Source organism: Leptolyngbya sp. 7M, from assembly GCF_018128485.1.
Window position 1 is genome coordinate 662046 of record NZ_CP070897.1, and the last position, 21283, is coordinate 683328.

At 48.6% G+C, this 21283-nt stretch carries 20 protein-coding genes and 1 pseudogene; 14 read left to right on the forward strand and 7 right to left on the reverse strand.

The window, feature by feature from the left end; genetic code table 11:
- Window position 1 precedes the first annotated feature (1 nt).
- Genes JVX88_RS03150 through JVX88_RS03165 form a run of 4 tightly spaced genes read left to right on the forward strand, consistent with a single transcriptional unit; the run spans window position 2 to window position 3475 of the window.
- On the forward strand, window positions 2-526 hold the full coding sequence (locus tag JVX88_RS03150) for a hypothetical protein (RefSeq protein WP_211625671.1): 525 nt from the start codon (window positions 2-4) through the stop codon (window positions 524-526).
- Between the two features lie 42 nt (window positions 527-568).
- A complete protein-coding gene (locus JVX88_RS03155) occupies window positions 569-901 on the forward strand; it encodes a hypothetical protein (protein WP_211625673.1) in 333 nt (110 codons plus the stop codon).
- Complete coding sequence (locus JVX88_RS03160; RefSeq protein WP_211625675.1) at window positions 885-2978, forward strand: RHS repeat domain-containing protein; 2094 nt, start codon at window positions 885-887, stop codon at window positions 2976-2978. The genes JVX88_RS03155 and JVX88_RS03160 overlap by 17 nt, the downstream gene beginning before the upstream one ends.
- A 2-nt stretch (window positions 2979-2980) precedes the next feature.
- Complete coding sequence (locus tag JVX88_RS03165) at window positions 2981-3475, forward strand: hypothetical protein (RefSeq protein ID WP_211625677.1); 495 nt, start codon at window positions 2981-2983, stop codon at window positions 3473-3475.
- A 292-nt stretch (window positions 3476-3767) separates the two neighbouring features.
- Here the strand turns inward: JVX88_RS03165 and JVX88_RS03170 are convergent, their stop codons facing one another.
- The 3 genes from JVX88_RS03170 to JVX88_RS03180 are packed head-to-tail and all read right to left on the reverse strand — an operon-like array spanning window position 3768 to window position 8267.
- Window positions 3768-6008 carry a hypothetical protein gene (locus JVX88_RS03170; protein ID WP_211625679.1) on the reverse strand — a complete coding sequence of 747 codons (2241 nt, stop codon included), beginning with the start codon at window positions 6006-6008 and terminating at the stop codon, window positions 3768-3770.
- Between the two features lie 31 nt (window positions 6009-6039).
- A complete protein-coding gene (locus JVX88_RS03175) occupies window positions 6040-6975 on the reverse strand; it encodes a hypothetical protein (protein ID WP_211625681.1) in 936 nt (311 codons plus the stop codon).
- Window positions 6972-8267 carry a hypothetical protein gene (locus JVX88_RS03180; protein WP_211625683.1) on the reverse strand — a complete coding sequence of 432 codons (1296 nt, stop codon included), beginning with the start codon at window positions 8265-8267 and terminating at the stop codon, window positions 6972-6974. The genes JVX88_RS03175 and JVX88_RS03180 overlap by 4 nt, the downstream gene beginning before the upstream one ends.
- Window positions 8268-8341: 74 nt before the next feature.
- Between JVX88_RS03180 and cobO the strand changes: the two are divergent.
- The 3 genes and pseudogenes from cobO to JVX88_RS03195 all read left to right on the forward strand — a co-directional run.
- Window positions 8342-8869: pseudogene (cobO, locus tag JVX88_RS03185) on the forward strand (cob(I)yrinic acid a,c-diamide adenosyltransferase); the annotation flags it as partial.
- A 72-nt stretch (window positions 8870-8941) separates the two neighbouring features.
- Window positions 8942-9496: a phosphatidylglycerophosphatase A gene (locus tag JVX88_RS03190; RefSeq protein WP_211625687.1), complete on the forward strand. Its 555-nt coding sequence runs from the start codon at window positions 8942-8944 to the stop codon at window positions 9494-9496.
- On the forward strand, window positions 9493-10212 hold the full coding sequence (locus JVX88_RS03195) for a DUF1835 domain-containing protein (protein ID WP_211625689.1): 720 nt from the start codon (window positions 9493-9495) through the stop codon (window positions 10210-10212). The genes JVX88_RS03190 and JVX88_RS03195 overlap by 4 nt, the downstream gene beginning before the upstream one ends.
- Here JVX88_RS03195 and corA read toward each other — a convergent pair.
- Entirely contained in the window at window positions 10195-11247 is a 1053-nt protein-coding gene (gene corA / locus JVX88_RS03200; RefSeq protein ID WP_211625691.1) for a magnesium/cobalt transporter CorA, read from the reverse strand. The genes JVX88_RS03195 and corA overlap by 18 nt on opposite strands.
- 54 nt (window positions 11248-11301) lie before the next feature.
- Here corA and JVX88_RS03205 point away from each other — a divergent pair, with 54 nt between their 5' ends.
- From JVX88_RS03205 to JVX88_RS03220, 4 genes are read left to right on the forward strand one after another with little or no spacing between them, the layout of a single operon-like run.
- Window positions 11302-12213: an ABC transporter ATP-binding protein gene (locus JVX88_RS03205; RefSeq protein ID WP_211625694.1), complete on the forward strand. Its 912-nt coding sequence runs from the start codon at window positions 11302-11304 to the stop codon at window positions 12211-12213.
- Window positions 12206-13558 carry an ABC transporter permease gene (locus JVX88_RS03210; protein ID WP_211625696.1) on the forward strand — a complete coding sequence of 451 codons (1353 nt, stop codon included), beginning with the start codon at window positions 12206-12208 and terminating at the stop codon, window positions 13556-13558. Before JVX88_RS03205 ends, JVX88_RS03210 begins: the two co-directional genes overlap by 8 nt.
- A 47-nt stretch (window positions 13559-13605) precedes the next feature.
- On the forward strand, window positions 13606-14148 hold the full coding sequence (gene cyaB, locus JVX88_RS03215; RefSeq protein ID WP_211625698.1) for a class IV adenylate cyclase: 543 nt from the start codon (window positions 13606-13608) through the stop codon (window positions 14146-14148).
- A gap of 14 nt (window positions 14149-14162) precedes the next feature.
- The gene (locus tag JVX88_RS03220) at window positions 14163-14951 is read left to right on the forward strand and encodes a DUF1349 domain-containing protein (RefSeq protein ID WP_211625700.1); all 789 of its coding nucleotides are present in this window, start codon (window positions 14163-14165) and stop codon (window positions 14949-14951) included.
- 51 nt (window positions 14952-15002) lie between these two features.
- Here JVX88_RS03220 and JVX88_RS03225 read toward each other — a convergent pair whose 3' ends face one another.
- The gene (locus JVX88_RS03225) at window positions 15003-17003 is read right to left on the reverse strand and encodes an ATP-binding protein (protein WP_211625702.1); all 2001 of its coding nucleotides are present in this window, start codon (window positions 17001-17003) and stop codon (window positions 15003-15005) included.
- 216 nt (window positions 17004-17219) lie between these two features.
- Between JVX88_RS03225 and JVX88_RS03230 the strand changes: the two genes are divergently transcribed.
- On the forward strand, window positions 17220-18740 hold the full coding sequence (locus JVX88_RS03230; protein WP_211625703.1) for a sigma-54-dependent transcriptional regulator: 1521 nt from the start codon (window positions 17220-17222) through the stop codon (window positions 18738-18740).
- Window positions 18741-18835: 95 nt separating this feature from the next.
- Here the strand turns inward: JVX88_RS03230 and JVX88_RS03235 are convergent, their stop codons facing one another.
- Window positions 18836-19144: a hypothetical protein gene (locus JVX88_RS03235; protein WP_211625704.1), complete on the reverse strand. Its 309-nt coding sequence runs from the start codon at window positions 19142-19144 to the stop codon at window positions 18836-18838.
- 119 nt (window positions 19145-19263) lie between these two features.
- On the opposite strand from JVX88_RS03235, the gene JVX88_RS03240 reads away from it, so the two are divergent.
- The gene (locus JVX88_RS03240; protein ID WP_211625705.1) at window positions 19264-19527 is read left to right on the forward strand and encodes a GlsB/YeaQ/YmgE family stress response membrane protein; all 264 of its coding nucleotides are present in this window, start codon (window positions 19264-19266) and stop codon (window positions 19525-19527) included.
- 17 nt (window positions 19528-19544) lie between these two features.
- On the opposite strand, the gene JVX88_RS03245 is transcribed toward JVX88_RS03240, so the two are convergent.
- Window positions 19545-19967, reverse strand: a complete 423-nt coding sequence (locus JVX88_RS03245) for a hypothetical protein (RefSeq protein WP_211625706.1) — start codon at window positions 19965-19967, stop codon at window positions 19545-19547.
- Between the two features lie 115 nt (window positions 19968-20082).
- Here JVX88_RS03245 and gcvT point away from each other — a divergent pair, with 115 nt between their 5' ends.
- Window positions 20083-21195, forward strand: a complete 1113-nt coding sequence (gene gcvT, locus JVX88_RS03250) for a glycine cleavage system aminomethyltransferase GcvT (protein ID WP_211625707.1) — start codon at window positions 20083-20085, stop codon at window positions 21193-21195.
- The last annotated feature ends 88 nt before the right edge of the window (window positions 21196-21283 follow it).

Sequence of the window (21283 nt, forward strand, 5' to 3'; positions counted from 1 at the left end):
AATGCCGACCCCAAGATTTAATTTTGTTTCGAGTCAGGATATTGCCAATGGTAATTGCTCATACTCAGAACAAGACTTGATGCTCATTTATGAGGTTAAGTTGGTGCGTTCGGAGTCTGAAACTACTTCGTTAGTAGATTCGATAGATAACAAATTCAACATTACCCCTCGGCAAGACTTATTGGTTACAGCCGATACTTTGACTTTGGAATTCAGTGGAGATAGTTTTTGTTTCAAAGGTCTTGATGCATATACCAGTAAGGAGCTATGGGATGAATCGTCAAGTCCAGTCCCCGACCTTTCTGGATCAGGCGTGTTCGCGGTTGATCCAAATTCCCTAATGAACGGAAGCGGCGATATTGATCTGGAGTTGAGCTATGAGCTCTCACCGTCTGAGAACTGGGTTAGGATTAAGTGGCCAAATGAAACATCGGCAAATTTCTTCCGTGTAGGAACTAACATGATCATTGGATTATCTCGTTCTCTAATTACGGATATTTACCTACTGAATGTTACATTCCGGTAAAATGCTGATCATGTGACATCTTAGTAGGAAATAGAGGCCATCATGGAAATACGATTCATTCCGGATAGAAACGGAGACGCAAATCCTCCCGATTTGCTCGGGGATATATGCTTATCCGATGGACGGAATACGATTTTAGACAATTGTACATACCCCGACCCGTGGTTGGACGCTTTGAAGAAAGGAACAAGACTGTTAAGACATGAAAAGGTAGCAAGTATTGATTTGGTAGAAGAATCAAACCCTCTGGTTTTTGAGAAACGGGATAGCCACATCGTTATTTCATACGGAGATTCGTTTATCTTTGTTAATAGCGTCGAAGAAATTCTCTTGGCTCTTCAAGATTTTGAAGGTCGGGATGCTGACAAAGGTTGAGTCCAGCGTATCTACAACCGAATACACCGGCTTTGACATCTTAGGGAGAGTGTTGAGCCACAAGCAGACAACCGACGGCGAAGAATACGAGACCGATTACTCGTATAATTTGTCTGGGGCTTTGATCGAACAGACTTACCCGTCGGGCCGAAAGGTGAAGAACGTTATTGACAACAACGGCTATCTTTCTATGGTTCAGAGTGCGAAGTGTATGGACTCGACTCCCGGGACGAACGCGACCTGCACATCGCAAGCCGGTCTTTTGAACTACGCAAAGAACTTTACCTACAACGCCGCCGGAGCGGTAACGAGTATGCAGCTCGGCAACAATCGCTGGGAATCGTCGCAATTCAATTCGAGATTACAGCCGACGCAGATCGGGCTTGGTGTAACACCGGGAGCCACAAACCTGCTGAAACTCCTTTACAGCTACGGCGGAGCAACCAACAACGGCAACGTCCTTAGCCAGACGATCACTGTCCCGACAGTGCTACAAACGGACGGCTTTACTGCCACTCAGACCTACGAGTATGACAGCCTCAATCGGTTGAAATCAGCCGAAGAGATCATTGACAGCCAAACAAGCTGGAAACAGGTTTTCACATTTGATCGATACGGCAATCGAAACTTTGATGAAGCGAATACTACATTTACGGGATTCGAAAAACTGTGCGCGAGCGGGACCGAACTTTGTGCCGAGCTTCGGAAGATCCTGAATCCGTCTGTAAATCAGTCGAACAACCGTCTGAGTTCGTCGGATGATTATGATTTCGATATTTCCGGCAACACGACGGAAGATGCACAAGGCCGCACGTTCATTTACGACGCCGAGAATAAACAGGTCGAGGTGCGGGACAGCCAGCAAAATGTGATCGGCGAATATCGCTACGACGGAGATGGGAAAAGGATAAAGAAGATCGTGCCGTCAACAGGCGAAGTGACCATTTTCGTTTACAGTGCCGGCGGCCAGCTTGTTGCGGAGTATTCGACAGTTCAATCACAAGACCCCAAAGTCAGCTACACAACCGCCGATCACCTCGGAAGCCCGCGCATCCTCACTGACGAAAACGGCGCCACCATCTCCCGCCGCGACTTCCACCCCTTCGGCGAGGAAGTTTTCACATCCGAACGCACCGCCGCCCTCGGCTACCAGCCCGACGACGTTCGCCAAAAATTCACCACATATGAACGGGATATAGAATCTTCACTCGATTATGCTAAAGCAAGGTACCACAGTTATAGTCATGGGCGGTTTACGTCACCTGATCCATTGCTTTCATCTGGGAGGGCTGAAAGCCCACAGACATGGAACCGTTACGCTTATGTTTTGAACAATCCACTTTTCTATACAGACCCGTACGGTTTGTACGAGTGGGCAGAATCTGCGGGTGGTTCGGCGACAGATGAAGAACTGCTTCGACGCAGCAAAGATAAATCGTTGAAAAAGAAGGAGCGCAAATTGGCGCAACGACAGTATGATTTTAGAGAGAGATTCAAAGCCGGACTTGAAAGAGCTAAGGTCGCAGCGACAAGTGACAAACTAACCGCAGAACAACGTCAACAAGTTCAGGAATCAGTTGATTCTTATGGTGATGAAAATGAAAGCAATGGTGTGCTTGTCGGCATTCGTGTTAATGCCAAGGGCGAGCCTATAACGCAAGGCCCAAGAGCAACTGTACGACTGAACGAGGACGACACTGTATCGGCGGATTTCAGGATGGACGGGAAAGCAGACCGACTAGCCGTAACAATCGCTCACGAAGGAAGGCATGTTGCCGACGCGCAAGCTTGGGTAAATGCAGGTCATCCAACCGGTGGGGACACAGATTTGAATCATTACTTCCGAGAGCAGCGAGCGTGGAATGTTAGTTCTTACGTTGGGCAAGAACTAAATCTTAAAAAGATCACTGCCGGTCGTGATCGTGCCGGGAAATCCTATAGAGTGTGGGAGCGCGGTTGGAAGGCCGCAGAAATCGAAACGAAACGAGCGAATGGCGTGGCCGATATTTTGAGGTATATGAATCTAAATCCGACAGACACTGATACCTATAGTAGCCAACATAGACACAGACCTTAGTTATGATGCGAATACACAACCAATATCGCGTTTTGTCCCTTTCAGTGCTAATCCTGTTGCCTTTTCTCTGGCAGGTTACTCCGGGACAGAAAAAAAACTACAATAAAACGATTGTGGAATATTGCGACTTAGTAAAGAATCCCGAAATATTTGACGGTAAAGAAGTTACGGTGCGCGCTACATACCGATACGGATTTGAATGGAGCGAGATGTACTGTATCGAATGTCGTAAATTAGGAAAGACGTGGCTTGAAAAAGGTTATTTAACGAAGAATGCTGAAAGGGTTTTTAAGAAACTCCCGAAGGACGATGGAACAGTAAACGCAGTTTTTACTGGGACATTTGAGAGTTCAAAGGGTCCGTTTGGTGACGGCGGTTACCGCTTCCGATTCTTGCTAAAGAGTCTCGACAACGTGGATCTTGTAAGTAAATCTGGGGCTGATCCGGAACAACTGTCGGACAAGGAGCGCAGTAAGGTCTCTAGGCAGTGCTTATGAAAGCGTCCAAGTTATCTGACTCTTCTTTTGAGCTAATTCAATGGAAACGCGATTAAGCAGACGGCATCATCAAAAAAATCTGGACAGTAAAGGCGAACTTTCCGTCGTCAAGAGCCGGGATTGAGAATTTCGGTTACTGGTACTACGCCCAACATTTTACATACGAATCCGACGGCGAATTCTACAAACGCAGCCTGTAAATGGCAAATGTGAAAGCTGACAGATAAATTCCGGACTGCATCGGACACCGATCGCCATCGGATAGATGCCGAGACCAGCAAGCGTAATAGCTCTAGTATTTTGGTTTCATCTCCTCCAGGCGCCGATCCATATCCCTAAAGAACCCTGTCACAATGGTCGAGACCATCCGTAAGCGAGCGGCTTCCAACGCCGCCGTTTGGTTTATAGAAGCAGCTTCGCTGCGTCCATCAAAGTTTAGCTGGTTGGCGACACGTTCCATATCGGCGGATCGACGGATACCTGAAAGCTGGATACCGGCTCCCTGTCGGCTGCTTGATGCGGCAATACCGCTTCCCTGGTTTATAGCGGCGATATTCTGAGAGGCCTGGCCGTCAAGGGCCTTGTTGATGTCGCCCTGGTAGGTATTCGATGCGTCGATCTTCTTGTCGGCGACATTCTGGGTGTTACTGTTTTGCAGAGAGGTATTATCAAGCGTCGTGGAGTTCATCCGCTTGTTAGCGTCTTGCATCACGTGCTGATCGTTAGACCAGTCGTATAGCTCGACACCCTTGCGAACGGGAACAGTTGTACCGGCGATGGAGGTGCCTCCCGGGATGAACTCATATTTCATCATCCCAAAGTTCTGCAGCATTCCCTGGCTGCGAAGGCTCGTCTCCTTGGCAGCGTCAAATATCCTGCCGTCTTGAGTTCCCTGTGCTTCAGCCTTCATTCCGGTAATCTCTCGGCGCGTTGCAGCGGAGCTGCTCAGAAGCCCGAAGGTCTTGTTCGCCTCGGCCATGAGGGTTTGAGTCACTTGGTTTGCTCGGATCTGGCCGAGATTTGTAACAAGGCCGCCCTCGACTCCCGCCACAGATGAAACAAGCCTCGCATCAACTGACTGATTTGCGGCTTCGAGTGCTTTTTTCGCCGCCATTTGTTCTGCATTGTAGATGCCCTGTATCTGGGTATTTTCTGCCTGACGGTGGATGGCTGCACCTGCCACAATGCCATAAGTCTCCAGAGCCGCTCCGAGAGATGTGAGCATCCATCCCATAGATATCTGCGATACGCCTTCATAGACCTGTCCACGAAGAACCCGATAGCTCAACCACGGGACAAGGATGAAACATAGACTGGAAACAAAGAACATGATCGTGACGATCAGAGCGCTCGAGGCAGGATCGTAGTTACCATTGGTGATTATCTGAGCCGTAGTTGGATCAAGAGAAAATACGCTTTCTCCGTTATATATTGAGAGTGCCAGAAGTCCGATCCCGTAGCAGACGTATAGAGTTATTTCCTTTACGATCGGGAAGGCAACGGCGAATGTAGCTACGCCCCAGCAGAACGGGTAGAAGATCTGATTCGCGAACTTCTCGTCAAAACCGAATGCTGACAGCACGGGCGCGGCAAGTTTCAACCCGATAAGAATGAATAAACCTGCCAGTGACAGAAAGACCGCACCAAACTTTATGATGTTCTGTCCGATGACCATAAAGGTAAACATGCGGGGCATATCCCAGCCGAGGACGTTCATCTCGCTGGTGATATCTTTCACGGATGAGTTTTTGTCGGTGATGATCCCGACAAGGCCAGGCTCTCCGTTCGGCAGACGCTCGGCAAGCAGTTCATTCGGGTCTTCGACAGCGAAGTTCGCCCTTACATACTGCTTCATCTTCTCGTCGAACTCGGCGATGAGTTGGCGGTTGTAAGCTCTGACAGGACGTGCAAAAAACTTTCCGGTTATTGTTAGCGCGTCGATGATGAAAGGGCTTGCCCCGATCACGACCATAAAGATAATGGTCCTGACACCCCACGCGACAAGCTGTTCGGGACCGATTCCACGGTTGTCATGAAATCTTCGAATGAACGCGACGATTAGGACAAAGCTCGCAACTATCCATGCCAGGAATGTCAGTATCGGCATCAACGGCCTCACGATCGCGTCGAGAACTGACCTGAACAGCCATTGCTGGCCGGTCAGCATCAGGTTCTTTATCTGCTCGCTAAAACTTGGCGCAGGCGGTTTCGGAGGCAGAACCGGCCCGGGTTGCGGTGTTGCGGTTGGGTTGGCAGGATATTGGTTCTCGAACTGCTGCAGCGCAGGTGCGGGACTTCCGTCGAGTGGCGGCATGAACGGCGAGTCAGTATTGATCGTCGTGATGAGATCGTTCGCCGTGACAGGCTGCCCGTTCATAGTTCCGATGGGAGTCTGCCCCTCGACACGCGGTGGGCGTTGGGGACGAGGCGGCCTTTGTCCGACCGCCGTCGTAAGGAGGCAGGTGTAGAGGAGGGGCGTTAGCAGGATCGTGAGTGCGGCAGCCGTACCGCGCGATATTCTGTTGATTTTCATTGCCTTTTACGTTCGAACCAGTTAGTTGTGTTTATGGAAGAGGGTTTTGGTAAACGTCTTCATCCCAGACTTCGTATCTTTCCAGTTCGCGAAGAAATGCATCCGACGCTTGTGTGATACCGGTCATCATCTCCGTCGTTCGGCGGATCTCCTTTCCGAATTCCGTCATTTGTTCGATCTTCAGGCCATAAGCTATGAACTTTGCATGGATCTTTGCTTCAAGTTCGCGAAGCTGGCCTTCGACGGTTGTGATACGGAGGTTTACCGCAAGCATCTGATCGATCAACGACTGAACGCCGTCCTGATTGGCGTCCGGGTTAGCCGAGATCACCCTTGTCGCGTCTGCGATCCGCTCTCGCTCCTCGTAGAGTTTTGCGAGATCTAAAGCCAAGTTCTCCCGGTCAAAGAGCATTCGCTCAAGTTCCGAGTCGAGCTTTGCAAGGCGCTGGAGATTGGCAAGTTCCGCATCGGCACTTCGTCCGATCGAATGGCGCAGAAAATCATCCAGATCGCGTTTATTGGCTTCCATATCGAAGATGCCGTTCTTGAGACGCCTTGAAATGTTGACGACGGAATGGATCTGACTCGTTATCGTGGCTTCGATCCGTTTCTTTAGCTCAAAGGTCCCGCGAATAAGGCGTCCAAGCATCGCATAGGTTGTTATCAGCTGTTTGTGACGCATCACCTGCTCGTCGACCTTGTCGAGGATGCCGCGTAGGTTCGTCACGCTTTCGACCATCTTTTCATACTGCCGAACGGCATTCTCGTAGGTCCGGATGTAATGGTTAATCGTCTCAACCCAACGAGCAGCCTCCTCCACTTTCTTTGAGAGTTGAAGAGCGTATTGGGAAGGATCAAATACGGTCCACTGTGCCTGGACGGGCCGAACGTCGATGCCGATAAGAAGCGATGAGAGGATCGCGCTAAATACAAGTTGTTGTACAAAGCCAGTTTTGTGTCTGTTCATTTGAAATTGCCTCCCGTAAGTTCTTGTATATCGGCATCCGACAGCGATGTTAGACCTATAGCCGCAAGCCCGCTCGGATACCTTGCGGCGAGCCAGGTGACGATAAAGTCGAGCGGAAGGTCGGGACGAAGTTTCTCTACAAGCCGACGGGCGTTCGCTTCGTTCGTGTCGTTCGTATTCGCCCAGAGCATGACAGGAGACAGATGTATCTCCGCCATCTGGACTATCTTGTCAGCACCGCTTCCTATGACAAATACCCACTGCGTATACCGGCCGTATTGGTTCCTGATGCCTCGGATTGCGGCAATGGTTTCCGGTGCAAGTTCGCAGTCATCTGCAAGCCGCTCGAACCCGCCGATCTGCTTGCCGACCATCTTGACGCCTGAGTTCTTTACAAGATCGATGCCGGTTACATTCGGTTGCTCGGGTGTTCCGGTGAAATGCTCGTAGGCTTGCGAAAACAGGATCGTCACCAGGCCTTCCTTTCGTCCTGTTACGGTCGCTTCGGCGATAAGCTCCTGAATCGCCGGAAAATGCCGATTGATCTCTCGCATTTCGTCACACAAGAAAAGGATCGGGGTCTTCTGGTTCTGAGCGTTCTCTTCGCCGATCTCCTGCATGATCTGGGCGCTGATCCGGAAACCGACGCTCTCGCGTATCTTTTCGTCGAGGCCGCTGATGCCCGATAGTTCGAAAACATCGAACATCGACGGCTCATCATAATCGGGATGCGTCGGTGCATTGAGCCAGGGGTCTTTTCGGTGAATGTTCAGCTTCAGATAAAGTTCATTAGCCTGCTTTTCTTCACCCACATTCCAGTGATAGCTCTTCAGGATGTCCAGGAAATGCCCGAGAGTCGGCTGGAATTTGGGGCGGCCATACCCGTTTCGCGAGAGTGCCATCTTGTAGACTTCATCGATGACGGTCGAAGCGACGGCGCTTGTGATCGCATCTGATTTGGGGGACTTGCTGAGGATCAGGATGTCGGTCAGAACCATCGCGAGCTGCCGTTTTGTAGGCGGCATTCCGTTTTCGATTCCCGGATAGTTCCAGATATTGATCGGCTTTGGGTCTGCTTCGTTGAACTCTATATGACGACCGCCAAACAGCCTGCATATCGGCTTGAATGAGTGGCGGTAGTCCATCACTCTCACCTTTACATCCCCGCGATGTGCCCGGATGTCGGTGATAAGCATTGAGGCAAGGAACGACTTTCCTTCGCCCGATGCCGCCGTCACGATCACAGTCGGGGACTTGATAAGAGATCGGTCATAGAGGTCCAGGCCAAACATCTGACCGTTCGGCGTCGTGAAAATGCTGTGCGGACGCGGGCTGCCTCGCCAAGCGTCGCGAAGATTATCGCGAGAAGACCAAGGGTCTTTTGATGGTGAATACGGGAAACGGTAAAGGGAAAACGACCGCAGCGATAGGTGTTCTTGTTCGTGCCGCCGGACGTGGGATGAAATGTTGTATGGTTCAGTTCATGAAGTCCAGAAACGACCGATATGGCGAACATGTTTCGCTCGAAAAACTTGGGGTCGAAGTGCATACGATGGGCGACGGCTTTACTTGGGATACGAACGACAAGACCCAGGACATCAAAACAAGCCAAGATACATGGGGACTTTGTATCGAGAAGATGGAGTCACAGGAATATGAACTTCTGGTTTTTGACGAAATGATATATGTGCTTGATTACAAATTCCTGGATGTTCGGGCAGTACTCGAAAAGATCGCTTCGGTCCGCAAGGAGCAACCGCATCTTCACATAATTATGACGGGTCGAAATGCTCCGACTGAGCTTATAGAAGCAGCCGATCTGGTCACCGAGATGAAAGAGATAAAGCACCCTTTCCACGTTGGCATTTATGCACAACAGGGAATTGAATTCTAGACGTCAGCCAAAGGCGAGTAATTAATGGCGGACGGCATTGGGTGCTATAAGTATCCGCCACGTACGTCTTCAATGAAGAAGTCAATAGAACGCCGAAAACCTAAAGGGATAGTTGATCATTTGTCGATTGCGCTTACCACGTTTGGCGTTGGTTATTTCCCGATCGCTCCGGGAACGTGGGGCTCTGCCGTGGCGGTCCTGATATATGTTGGTATTGGGGACTTGGTATCTTCTGTCCGCAATAACGAACTCGGCTTTTTCGTAGGTTTGTCTCAAGCGACAGTTTGGGCCGTCATAGCCGTCACCCTTTTCTTGTTTATCCTCCTTGGGATCTGGGCGTCTAACAGGACGATCGATATTTTGGGAAGCACAGACCCCTCCCAAGCTGTGGTGGACGAAGTAATGGGGCAACTTATAGTTTTTGCCTTTGTCCCATTCGGAGTTGGATGGCCATTGATCCTAGTCGGATTTCTCCTTTTTCGCTTTTTTGATATTTGGAAGCCTTATCCGATCAATGATCTTCAAATATTGCCGGGTGGGCTCGGGATCTGCGCAGATGATATCGTGGCTGGGGTGTATGCTGGTATCTGTCTTTCAATTATTTACGCAACAGGATTTTTATCATGATCATTCATGTCCTACCAGGCGATTCGCTCGTTGACGAATTCAAAAGAACTGGCATTGAAGGCGAAGTTGTGGTCTTTCGTGAATCCCTTGTTTGTGGTGATCTGGAAGCAACATCTCTTGAGGAATTTTGGGATGTTCGGGCAAATTTTATCGAGATCGAATACGGCGGCGATCCCATAGAGTATCGCGAAAACATTGCATATGAACTTGAGCGCCTTATGCAATTAGCACCAGACGATGAAGTATATCTTTGGTTCGAATATGAGCTGTTCTGTCAGGTGAATATGTGGTTTTGTCTTGATCTGCTAAAGACGCATACAAATGTTTTCCGTGTCACGCCGCTCAATGCCAGTCCGGACGATGTCTGGAAGGGTTTCGGAGGATATACTGCTAAAGACCTGAATGCCTGTTTCGAGGGGCGAATTAAATTCTCGCAAACTGATATTGAGACCGGTGGAAGGTTATGGAACGCCTTTCGCGAAGACGATAACGAGAAACTCAGGTCGCTTGGCAGTTATCGTTCGGAAACATATCCTTTCCTTCGCGAAGCAACCGAGGCTGCCGCCGAGCTCAGCACTCGGCCTTCGGAGGTTGTTGAGCAGATCATGGCGGAAGGGAATAGAGATCTCGATTCGGTTTTTTCTGAGTTTCAGAAACGTGCCGGGGTCTATGGTTTTGGTGACCTTCAAATACAACGTTTAATCGAGCGATTGTGAACGATGGATGTCGTCGTCCGCTTCGCCGGAAGATTCATTTTTCTGGAAGATCCAACCTTTTCTCCAAAAAATATATAGCAGGATGATCGCGATGGTTACCATCAGTCCAAGCGTTCCGAAATACGCCCACGGCCATTGTAATTCAGGCATATGCTCAAAATTCATACCGTAAATTCCGGCAATCAGCGATAACGGTAAGATTATCGCCGATACAACGGCGAGTGTTTTCATTACATCATTGGTCTTGTTTGCGACCATTGCAAGATGTATCTCAGAGAGCCCGCTTACAAGATCACGATAGCTTTCGGCGACGTCCGTTACGCGGAGGAGATGATCGTGCACGTCGCGATAGAACGGCAATACCTCCGGCGGAATCTGCTGAAACTCTCCATGTGAGATCCTGTAAAGCACTTCGCGTTGTCTTGCAGAGATCCTGCGGAGCCGTGCAACGCTCCGCCTTAGGTTCATTATGTCTTCAAGCACGCGATAATTGGCGGAACGTATCTTGAAGACCTCATCCTCTAATTCTGAGATCGAGATATCGAAATCATCGACGACCGGCATATACTGATCGACGATGTTGTCCAAGATCTGGTGAAGCAGATATGCCGCACCTCGTTGGCAAGCGAACGGCGAGGCACGTAATTGCTGTTTTACCGCTTTTATACTTCGAAAGCGTTCATTGTGGAACGTTACAACGTAGTTATCACCAAGATAACCGTCAAGCTCTTTTGTAACAAAATTCTCTGGCCGGGTTTCACCACTCTTAATGCCGTGGACGATAAAGTAAATATGGTCCGGAAACGGCTCAACTTTTGGTTGATTTCGCTCCTCGATACAATCTTCGATAGTCAGCGGGTGGAACCTAAAGATGTTGGTCAGAACATACCTGGCTTCTTCTACACGCTCGGGTGTATCGCCAAGGATATCGACCCAAACAACGTTGCTTTTATCAGCCAAAAGATCTGGAAGTTCATCGATCGAGAAACCTTCCTCCACCGCCTGTGAACCGTTTCTATAAACAAAGATCTGCATTTTCGTTAGTTAAGTTCAGAGAGGCCAATATGTTAACCTAAATACCCATAGTCTATGTCCGACGAGAATATAACACTCCAGGTAAGAAATGTAACAAAGCGCTTCGGAGATTTCACCGCAGTTGAGGACCTGAGTTTCGATGTTCGGGCGGGACGTGTTTTTGGTTTTCTCGGGCCGAACGGAGCCGGGAAAACGACTACGATCCGAATGATAGTCGGTATCACGTTCCCGGACGAAGGAACCATAACACTTCACGGCGAACGAGTGTCTCATAAATTGCAAAGCCGCATCGGCTATCTGCCTGAGGAGCGCGGTCTCTACAAAAAGATGCGCGTTGTCGATCAGCTTCGTTATTTCGCGGCCCTGAAGGATGTGCCGTCTGGTGAGATCGAGAAACGTATCGATCATTGGCTCGGCCGAATGCAGCTTTCCCAATGGAAAAAGAAGAAAACTACGGATCTTTCAAAAGGAATGCAGCAAAAGATCCAGTTTATCGCGACGGTCCTGCACGATCCGGATGTGTTGATCCTTGATGAACCTTTCTCAGGTCTGGATCCGGTAAACGTTGAATTCTTGATGGACGTTATCGCTGAATATCGCTCGGCTGAAAAAACTATAATCTTTTCAACACATTTGATGTCCACCGCGGAGAAGCTTTGCAGCGATATTCTTCTGATCAATAAGTCGCGAAAGGTTCTAGGCGGAAGTCTTCGGGATGTGAAGGAAAGTTACGGTGAAAATTTGATCGCGTTTCGTGGTTCGAATGCCGAAGCCATCATACGGGATCAGTCACTCATAAGCCGTGTTGTTGAGCACGCGGACGAGCAAGAACTTCATTTGACTGATGGTGTTGATCCTCAGGACCTGCTTAAACGAATGGTCGAGTCTGGCGTAATCATCTCAAAATTTGAGAGAACTGAGCCAAGCTTGAATGATATTTTTATCGAAAAGGTGAAGGATGCGTAAGTTTTTAGCCGTTGTCAGGCATGAATACAAGAAGATCGTCTTGAAATGGTCATTTCTCATCGGAACGCTTATGCTTCCGGCACTTGCTCTGATCTTTACCTTTATACCGATGCTCATATTTTCGCTGAATTCCGAGCCGACGCGAATAGCTATAGTTGATCGGAATGGACAGGTCTCAGAGCGTTTGAAGCAGAACCTTTCTACAGAGAAGTTCTCCGAACGGGTTCGCCAACAGGCCGGAGAGAGCATCGGTAACATAACTGCCTCTCAGGATGAGCAATTGAGGCGCTCGGCGGAGATGATGCAAAGCGCTTATCGTTTCATTGATCTGGATACGACCGACAAAAGCGGCGAAGAATTGCGTCGTTTCCTGATCTCACGTGTATCTGCCGGTGAGATCGATGCCTATCTAATCGTCCCCGAGAACATTAATGATCCGAACGCGGTTTTTGAGTATCGTTCACGAAAAGGCGGGGATTTTGTTGCCGGCGGAATGTTTCAGGAGGCACTGAATTCTGCGGTCCGGTCGGTAAGGCTGGCCGGTGAGAACATAAGCGAGCAAAAGTTGGATGAACTTTCCCGCAGGGTAAATCTAGACAACAAAGGACTGGATGAGACCGGAGCGGAGAAAGACACAGATGGTGTGATGATCGCCTCATTCATCATCGGGCTGATGATCTATATCACGCTCGCGATATACGGTCAGGCGATAATGGGTGCCGTGGTGGAAGAAAAAGAAACGCGTATCGCCGAGATACTGTTTTCATCTGCTCGTCCGTTCGAACTGATGCTTGGTAAATTGGTCGGTGTCGGATTGGCCGGGCTGACTCAGTTAGGAATCTGGGTCTTGACAGTCGCCGTGCTGATAGGCGTCGCTGCTACAAGTTCAGATCTCGCTCCATTCTTGTCCTCTGTCCCGCAGATCACGCCATTGATGGTCGTGTATTTTATGCTCTTTTTTCTCGTCGGTTTTTTTACCTATGCGGCAATTTTTGCACTTGTCGGATCGATGGTAACAAGCCTTCAGGAAGGTGGCCAGTTTGCATTTCCACCGATAATGATAATGTTGGCGGGTTTCTATTTTAGCTTTGCTGTTATCCGGGATCCCAATTCCTTTTTGTCATTTTGGGTCTCGATCGCCCCGTTCCTTGCTCCGATAACGATGCCTGTCCGAATTCTTGCTGAAACGCCACCGGCTTGGCAGATACTTCTCTCACTTTTTGTAAACGCTGCGGCCATTGCTGGACTTGTTTGGCTAACTGCTAGAGTTTACCGTGTCGGGATGCTGATGTATGGAAAACGAGCAACCATACCGGAAGTATTTAAGTGGATACGACAAGCTTAGATGCTGTCTAGCTGACCAGTTTAATGACAGCTGTTAGGAGACTTAGTTTGCCTATAGAAGTAGAGAAAAAATACAGACTAACCGAAAAACAGGCAGAGAGTGTGATCGCTGCGCTGGATGAAGCCGGAGCTCGATACATCGGGGAAGACGAAGAGGAGAACATCATCTATAGCGGTTCCACGCTCTCTGAGAAAAACGCTGTTCTTAGACTTAGAAAGATTCGCGAACGGGCGCTCCTAACCTATAAGAAGAGGCTCGCGGGCGACGGCGACATTAAAAAGCAGGCTGAAGAAGAGACCGAGGTTGAAGACCCGGCAGCGATGCAAAAGATAGTTACTGAGCTAGGATTCGTACCGGTTCTTATTTATGAGAAGCGGCGGCGGAAATGGAGTTACCGGTCAGTGGAGATCGTTGTTGATGAATTGCCGTTCGGACTTTACATGGAGATAGAAGGTTCGGTAACCTCCATTCGTGAGACGGAATTGCTGCTTGATCTTGATGACCTCGAATCGGTCCATGAAACCTATCCTCAATTGACCGCCCGTTATGGAAAACGAAATGGTGAGGTCATAGAAGCAAGATTTCAATAAATTTAGGAGAGGAAATGACGAAATACTTTTTTCTTATAATTTTTTGCTTACTCGCGAGTGCCTGCAGTGGCGCAGGAACTGAAACGGCCAAATTGGTAAACACCGAACCTCCTTCGAACACGAAAGCTTCGGAGCCTTCAAATTCGACCAATACGAATTCTTCGACGAGCATAGGCGAACGTATCGAAAAGGAAACCCCGGTAACTTTTGAGGGAGCGTCCCTACCGGACGGCTGGACGTTTGTTGATAATGACGCAAAAGAAAAACCATCACCGTACTCAATGTCCGATGGTAAATTCAAACTAACAATTCCCGGAGGGAAAGATCTTTACGCAGACAATTACGGCGCACCGCATCTGGTAAAAGCGGTCTCTGGTAATTTTGAGATCGAGGCTCGCGTAAAGTTCGACCCAAAGAGCGATTATCAAGGCGCGGGGCTTTTGATATTCCACGATGCGAAGAATTATCTGCGACTCGAGCGCTGCATGGGCGGCACTGGTGGCAGTGGTTCCGGTATTCGTCTCGATAGTCGAAAAGGGGATGAATATATTCCGATATCAACTCCCGATAGAGCAGAGACCGATGCCGATGAGGTTGACCTGAAGATAGTCCGAATGGGCAAGAAATTCATTGCTTTCTGGCGACTAAATGAAGAAAGTGAATGGAAAGAAGTTGGGGAATTTGATTCTGCTTACCCTGAGACCGTTCGTGTCGGATTGATCGGTGTAAACACTGCTGATGAGATAACCGCAGAATTCTCAAATGTTAAACTTCTTCCTATCGCAGGAACATCGAAAACCTAGCGCGCAGTTGAACTGGTCGGAGACTTCGTTAGGATCAAAGGCCGGTTGCTGTTATGCACCGGCTTCTTTATTTTCTGCTTTTTGAAGGGCCTTCAATATGAGTTCGATCAAAATATCGTGATCAAATGGTTTCGTTGCGTAACGGTCGAAGCCAGATTTGAAAGCTTTTCTACGACTCTCTTCATTTGCAAACGCACTTAAAGCTATTGCCGGGATCTTGCCGCCACGCTCTTCCGGAAGGTCTCTTATCCGGGTTATCAACGAATAACCATCCTCATCGGGCATTGCAAGGTCTGATATTAATACGTCAGGCAGCTTTTCAATCGATCTTTCCAGCTCTCGAAATGCGCTTTTAGCCGATTCGGTAGAGATAACGTTTGCACCGTTCTTCTCCAAGAACATCTGGAGAACTTCGCGCGAATCATAATTGTCTTCTACGATCAAGATCTTAACTCCTTCAAGGGGCTTCAATGAGGACATACGATCGAGCCGAATATTAGGATTAGAATCGTGAGGGAGGGGTGAGGTAGTGGTGATCGGCAGCGTAACGGAGAATTTCGAGCCTTTTCCGATGCCGCGGCTTTCTGCACGGACGTGTCCGCCGTGTCGCTCAGTAAGGATCTTTACTATCGACAATCCTAGCCCTAAACCCGAATTTGCCGAAAATCCGTCGGTGTCAGCTTGGGAGAATTGATTGAATATTGTTGGCAGTGTTTCTGCGGCAATTCCGGCTCCGCTATCCGCAACATCGATCGTAACCGCCTCCGCTCCTGCCTTAAGCGAGACCTCGATCCAGCCGCCGGGCGGTGTAAATTTCAGGGCATTGGAAATAAGATTTCCAAATACTTGCTGAAGCCGTGCCGCATCGCCGACTATCGCCAGTTCTCCTACATTGCTGTTGAATCTATAGTCGATGTTGGCAGACTCGATCGCAGGGCGATGACTTTCGACAACGCCGCGCACAACATCAAATATATCGATCGGTCTGTACTCTAGCCTGAGCTTGCCCGATGCGACGCGGGCGGAATCTACAAGATCATTGATCAGCTTTGTTTGTGTTCGGGCGCTCCGCTCTATAGTCTCAAGCGCATTCTGCCGCGTTTCGGCATCAACCTCGCGAGTAAGGAGTATCTTTGACCATCCTATGATCGCATTCAATGACGAACGTATCTCATGCGATACAAAGGCGATAAAGAAATCTTTTGCTTTATTTGCCTGGATCGCCTCATCACGTGCTTTTTTGGCGGCTTTATTAGCACGAGCCAGCTCGGCGGCCGCAGCTTTTTGCTCGGTTATCTTTCGCACAGCCCCGGTCATTGTGCCGCCTTCTCCGTTCGGAGATATATCAGAACTTCCTTGGACACATAGCCATTCGACCTCGCCTGAGCTATACACGACGCGAAATTCCTCAGCGTACGACATTGATCTGCGGCTTGCAGATTCGAAGAATCCTTCGATCCTGGTTCTGTCATCCGGATGGATCACCGCCAGACATTTTTCGATCGTCAGTTCTTCGTAAGGCGAGACCTCAAAAAGCTCGTTACATGACGGCGTGGAAATCACCTTTCCTGCGCCGATATCCCAAGTCCACAATCCGATATCCGCATTATCCGCAGCCAAAATGATCTGATCCGTTGAGGTCGAACCATTCTGCAAACCGATTGTCTCAGCATCGACCTCTTTGCCGCCGATCAGGATCAATATCTCACCGCTCTTTTTTCCCGACTTAGAAAGAAATAACTCAACAGGCCGTTTTTCGTCAGCACTTAACCGGAAGTCGATCCTTACCCGAGCATTTCCATTGCTTCTGCATTCACGTAGAGCTCGTTCCAGGATGTTCGGAGTGAATTCTGAAGCGTGCCAATGCACGGTTTCCGATAGCCTTTGTCCTACAAGGAGCTGCGGATCTGATCCGGCATTTTCATACAAACGACCGCCGATAGATATGATCTTTCCTTCGGTGCTGATCACTCCATAAAGATCGAATAGAGCAGAAATTGCTTCAAAGGAGAACCTATGAAAAGGCTCTGGCGAGGGCTTATCTATCTTCATTGAGGTCATATTACTGCAGGTATGCCCATGTTCTACTTAAAATTAATATAAAGAATATCATTTCTGCTCATGCTTCACGCACCTCATATCTAACTTCGTTACAGCTAACAACTATTCGAATCATATCGCGAATCTCGTGCCGAAAGGTTTTTCCCGCACAATTGGATAAGTACCGTTCGATTTTGATACAATGACTTACCCAAGCCACTCAAATATATGAAATTTAGAGTTTTAGCCATCGATGACGATCGGGCGTCGCTTCAGTTGCTCGAGTTCCAGTTAAAATCCGTAGGTTATGAGGTAACTACCGCTGAATCGGGTAACGACGGACTAGACCTGATCAGCCAGAATGATTTTGATGTGATCCTCACCGATCTTCACCTTCCTGACATTAGCGGTATTGGTCTGATAAAGCGGGCGCGAGAGATAGCACCTGAGACCGAGATCATAATGATCACGGGTGATAAGTCCAAAGATAAGGCGATCGAAGCAACCAAGGCCGGAGCATTTTGGTACCTTGAAAAACCTTATGAGGAAGAAGAACTTCTCGAACTTGCCCAGAAGGCAGTCGAGAGAAAGCGTTCTACAGCAGAGATCCGGGAATTGCGCGGAAGGCTGACGAGCCCCACTTCGTACCAGGGCATCATCGGCGGAAGCCGAGCTATGCAGAACATCTATGCGATAATCGAAAGCGTTGCGGAATCAGATGCGAACATCCTCATATTAGGAGAATCCGGGACAGGGAAGGAAGTCATTGCGAATGCGATACACTATAAAAGCCATCGCTCTGAACGTCCTTTTGTAAAAGTAAATTGTTCCGCACTCCCAAAAGACCTCGTAGAATCGCAGCTTTTTGGACATGTAAAGGGATCATTCACAGGCGCACACGCGGATAAGGAAGGTTTTATCCGGCAGGCCCATAATGGGAGCATTATGTTGGACGAGATCGGTGAGATGCCCATGGATGTCCAACCAAAGCTTCTAAGGGTTCTTCAGGAAAAGACCTACTATCGTGTCGGAAGTGATAAGCCGCAGGAAGCGGATTTCAGGCTGATCTCCGCGACGAATCGCGATCCTTTTGAGGCTATAAAAGAGGGAAATCTCCGCGAAGACCTCTATTACCGAATAAACACCATTGAAATAAGAATTCCACCGCTGCGTGAGCGTATGGAAGACATTCCCATGCTTGCAGAACATTTTCTTGAGATGTATGCAGATAAGTACAACAAGCAGGGTATCGAATTTGCCCAAAGTGGCTACGACCAGATGCTTAACTACAATTGGCGCGGAAATGTGCGAGAACTTCAAAACGTGATCGAAAGAGCGGTATTACTTTGCAGGGACGACAGGATCGAAAACCTTAATATTCCCCAAGGTGAGGGAGAGCCGATCGCAATGGTCGATGTTGCGGCCTTGGCGGCAGTTCGATCTGCATCCACCACCGTATCACCCGTATCTTTCGGTTCGACAAAAGAGGCAGTTTCTCCTCCGATGCCAAGTGCATATTCTGGTGCGGATGTGTTTGATGAAGTTGGACGGATGATAGTCGGAAGTCTTAACGAAAGTGAAGATGGCGAAACGGCTCGCGATGTTTTTGACGCGATCGAGGAAGCGATAGTAAAGGCGGCACTCAAGCGCACAAAATGGAACAAACAAGCAGCTGCGAACTTGCTGGGAGTTTACAGGCCACGGTTATATGGGATGATCAAACGCCATAAGATCAGCGACGATAATTGATCCAGCCAGCCGGAAGGTCATCAAATTTTCACAAGAATACGGGCCGCAAATATTATCCGACGGCCCGCTCGTTGTGGGAGGGAATTGAGCGTAATTTAATTATTTGTCGCGCTGGGAACCTTTATTTCGACGTCTATGTCATGTTTCTTGGTCCCGCCAAAAATGCCGCCATAATACAGGGCAGCCGCCAACATTCCAACAATGATCACCATTGCTAACGCCCATATAAAATTACTTGCAACACTTTTTCCTTCTTCCATTTTCTCCTCCTTGAAAATACCGATATTTAATAACTGCACCTTCGATGTAGCAACGATTGTGCCAAAATGATAGGTCCCTAAAATTCGACCTAACACGTTGTTCCTTGGGCGTTTTGGATCGCAATGTGTATCAAAATAGGACACCAGATTGTCGTCTAGTAGAATTATGGAATGCAAAAATCTTGCTAAAAGCATTCATCTGTAGTAAAAATTGGCTACACGTTCTGTAGAAATTCAACGAAAGTGAGGTTTTAAGTTTTGCTATGATCGGACAACTTATCGGTGGACTTATTGTGGGTATCCTTGCCAGATTTCTTCTGCCCGGAAAGGAGAATTTTCCTGAAGGCCCGCTCGGATGGCTTTTGACCGCACTTCTCGGCATTGGAGGAGCGTTTGTCGGCGGAACCATAGCGCGATCGCTTTGGCGTGCAGGGGATGAGAATTATGTTGCAAGCTGGACGATGTCAATCATCGGAGCGATCCTTTTGCTATTGATCGTTCGTTTCATATTCGGGCGGAAGGCTTAGTCAAATAAGAAGGCTGGTCAGGAACTGCCGTTCCGCTCGGCGGGTGGCAGTTCCATTTTTATTAGCCCATCGAATACAACATTGAACGGAGCCCCTTTTACGGCGACAGACATTTCTTCCTCCACTGTCGCTTCTGCATTGGCAATACCAACACTTGCAAAATAGCAGTTTGCACAATTCGCTCGTGCCAGATTCACTAGATGGTCAAAAGCCTGCTGCCCTTCTTCGAAACGTCCTCGATCGGGATAGATCGCAGTTCGTACCACGAAAAATGCCCGTTCATTATCTTTGCTAGCGATAATCTGCGGTGACTCAGTCTTGTTTGCGAACACGTCGGCCGATTCGATATGCCATCCATCCTTTTCGAGCTGCTTAAAGACTATCTCGATACCGAATGCATGAACATCGTCTTGGCTCATCAAATCTTTGCTACTATCCATGTTTATCTTTATCGTATCCCTGCATTGGTCAATCCTCAACCAAGGCGAAATAATTTTATTGAAGAAACTGCTGTCGGATTGCGGAACTCCAGCCGCTGATTTACGATTAAACTTTATGTCTTTAGAAGATCTTAAGAAGACCCCCCTAAATGCGGCTCATCGCGAACTTGGCGGTAAAATGATTGATTTTGGCGGCTGGGATATGCCGGTTCAATATACCGCCGGGGTGATTGAAGAGCATATGGCAACGCGGACGCGTGCCGGGCTTTTTGACGTTTCGCACATGGGCGAGATCTGGGTCGAAGGGCCGGATGCCATTAGGTTCGTGGACAGGATCACGACGAATGATGTCTCTAAACTTGCCGACGGGCAGGCTCATTACTCTTGTATGACAAATGAGCGTGGCGGCGTGGTGGATGACCTATTGGTCTATCGCTTCGGACCGGAGAAGCTGTTGCTTGTCGTAAACGCGGGCACGACTAACAAGGACTGGGATTGGATAAGCTCGCGACATTCCGAACACGAAGATGTTCATATTCGCAACGCCTCAGCGGACTATTGTCAAATCGCGATCCAAGGGCCCCACGCAGAGACAATACTTCAAAAGCTGACCGACACAGTTCTTTCTGAGATCAAGTATTATTGGTTTGTCACCGGAGAGGTTGATGGGGTTGAAGCGATCATCTCGCGCACTGGGTATACTGGAGAAGACGGCTTCGAGGTTTATGCTGCGGCAGATAAGGCCGAACAACTGTGGAATAAGTTGATGACGACCGGAAATGAAGCCGGTATTATGCCATGTGGATTGGCCGCACGTAATACCCTTCGGCTTGAGGCTGCGATGTCGCTTTACGGACACGAACTGGGCGATGATATCACGCCGCTTGAAGCCAATCTTGGCTGGATCACGAAGTTGAATAAAGAAAGTGATTTTGTGGGGCGTTCAGCTCTCGTTGCTTTGAAAGAGAATGGCATAGCGAAAAAGATCGTTGGGTTCGAAATGACCGAACCTGGCATCGCCCGCGATGATTACGATGTTTTCATCAATGGCGAGAAGGTGGGCAGGGTCACATCCGGGTCGCCCGCACCGTTCTTGAAAAAGAATATTGGCTTGGCATTTGTGCCGACCGAGTATGCAATTGAAGGACAAGAGATAAGTATCGATATCAGAGGGAAGAAAGTAAAAGCAAAGACAGTGCCTACGCCTTTCTATAAAAGGTCGATATAAGCTTGTTCCTATGGGGGAAATGGTTTAAGAATGCTCGAAATGCGGAAGCGGCCTTGGTAATGAAGTAAGGAAAATGTTCCGAACTGTC

What these genes read in the sequence shown, in the direction of transcription:
- JVX88_RS03230 (WP_211625703.1), top strand. Translation starts at nt 17,220, where the DNA reads ATGAAATTTAGAGTTTTAGCCATCGATGACGATCGGGCGTCGCTTCAG.
- JVX88_RS03165 (WP_211625677.1), top strand. Translation starts at nt 2,981, where the DNA reads ATGATGCGAATACACAACCAATATCGCGTTTTGTCCCTTTCAGTGCTA.
- JVX88_RS03195 (WP_211625689.1), top strand. Translation starts at nt 9,493, where the DNA reads ATGATCATTCATGTCCTACCAGGCGATTCGCTCGTTGACGAATTCAAA.
- JVX88_RS03175 (WP_211625681.1), bottom strand. Translation starts at nt 6,975, where the DNA reads ATGAACAGACACAAAACTGGCTTTGTACAACAACTTGTATTTAGCGCG.
- JVX88_RS03150 (WP_211625671.1), top strand. Translation starts at nt 2, where the DNA reads ATGCCGACCCCAAGATTTAATTTTGTTTCGAGTCAGGATATTGCCAAT.
- corA (WP_211625691.1), bottom strand. Translation starts at nt 11,247, where the DNA reads ATGCAGATCTTTGTTTATAGAAACGGTTCACAGGCGGTGGAGGAAGGT.
- JVX88_RS03225 (WP_211625702.1), bottom strand. Translation starts at nt 17,003, where the DNA reads ATGAAGATAGATAAGCCCTCGCCAGAGCCTTTTCATAGGTTCTCCTTT.
- JVX88_RS03220 (WP_211625700.1), top strand. Translation starts at nt 14,163, where the DNA reads ATGACGAAATACTTTTTTCTTATAATTTTTTGCTTACTCGCGAGTGCC.
- JVX88_RS03180 (WP_211625683.1), bottom strand. Translation starts at nt 8,267, where the DNA reads ATGTTTGGCCTGGACCTCTATGACCGATCTCTTATCAAGTCCCCGACT.
- JVX88_RS03240 (WP_211625705.1), top strand. Translation starts at nt 19,264, where the DNA reads ATGATCGGACAACTTATCGGTGGACTTATTGTGGGTATCCTTGCCAGA.
- JVX88_RS03160 (WP_211625675.1), top strand. Translation starts at nt 885, where the DNA reads ATGCTGACAAAGGTTGAGTCCAGCGTATCTACAACCGAATACACCGGC.
- JVX88_RS03210 (WP_211625696.1), top strand. Translation starts at nt 12,206, where the DNA reads ATGCGTAAGTTTTTAGCCGTTGTCAGGCATGAATACAAGAAGATCGTC.
- JVX88_RS03245 (WP_211625706.1), bottom strand. Translation starts at nt 19,967, where the DNA reads ATGGATAGTAGCAAAGATTTGATGAGCCAAGACGATGTTCATGCATTC.
- JVX88_RS03205 (WP_211625694.1), top strand. Translation starts at nt 11,302, where the DNA reads ATGTCCGACGAGAATATAACACTCCAGGTAAGAAATGTAACAAAGCGC.
- gcvT (WP_211625707.1), top strand. Translation starts at nt 20,083, where the DNA reads ATGTCTTTAGAAGATCTTAAGAAGACCCCCCTAAATGCGGCTCATCGC.
- JVX88_RS03170 (WP_211625679.1), bottom strand. Translation starts at nt 6,008, where the DNA reads ATGAAAATCAACAGAATATCGCGCGGTACGGCTGCCGCACTCACGATC.
- JVX88_RS03155 (WP_211625673.1), top strand. Translation starts at nt 569, where the DNA reads ATGGAAATACGATTCATTCCGGATAGAAACGGAGACGCAAATCCTCCC.
- JVX88_RS03190 (WP_211625687.1), top strand. Translation starts at nt 8,942, where the DNA reads ATGAAGAAGTCAATAGAACGCCGAAAACCTAAAGGGATAGTTGATCAT.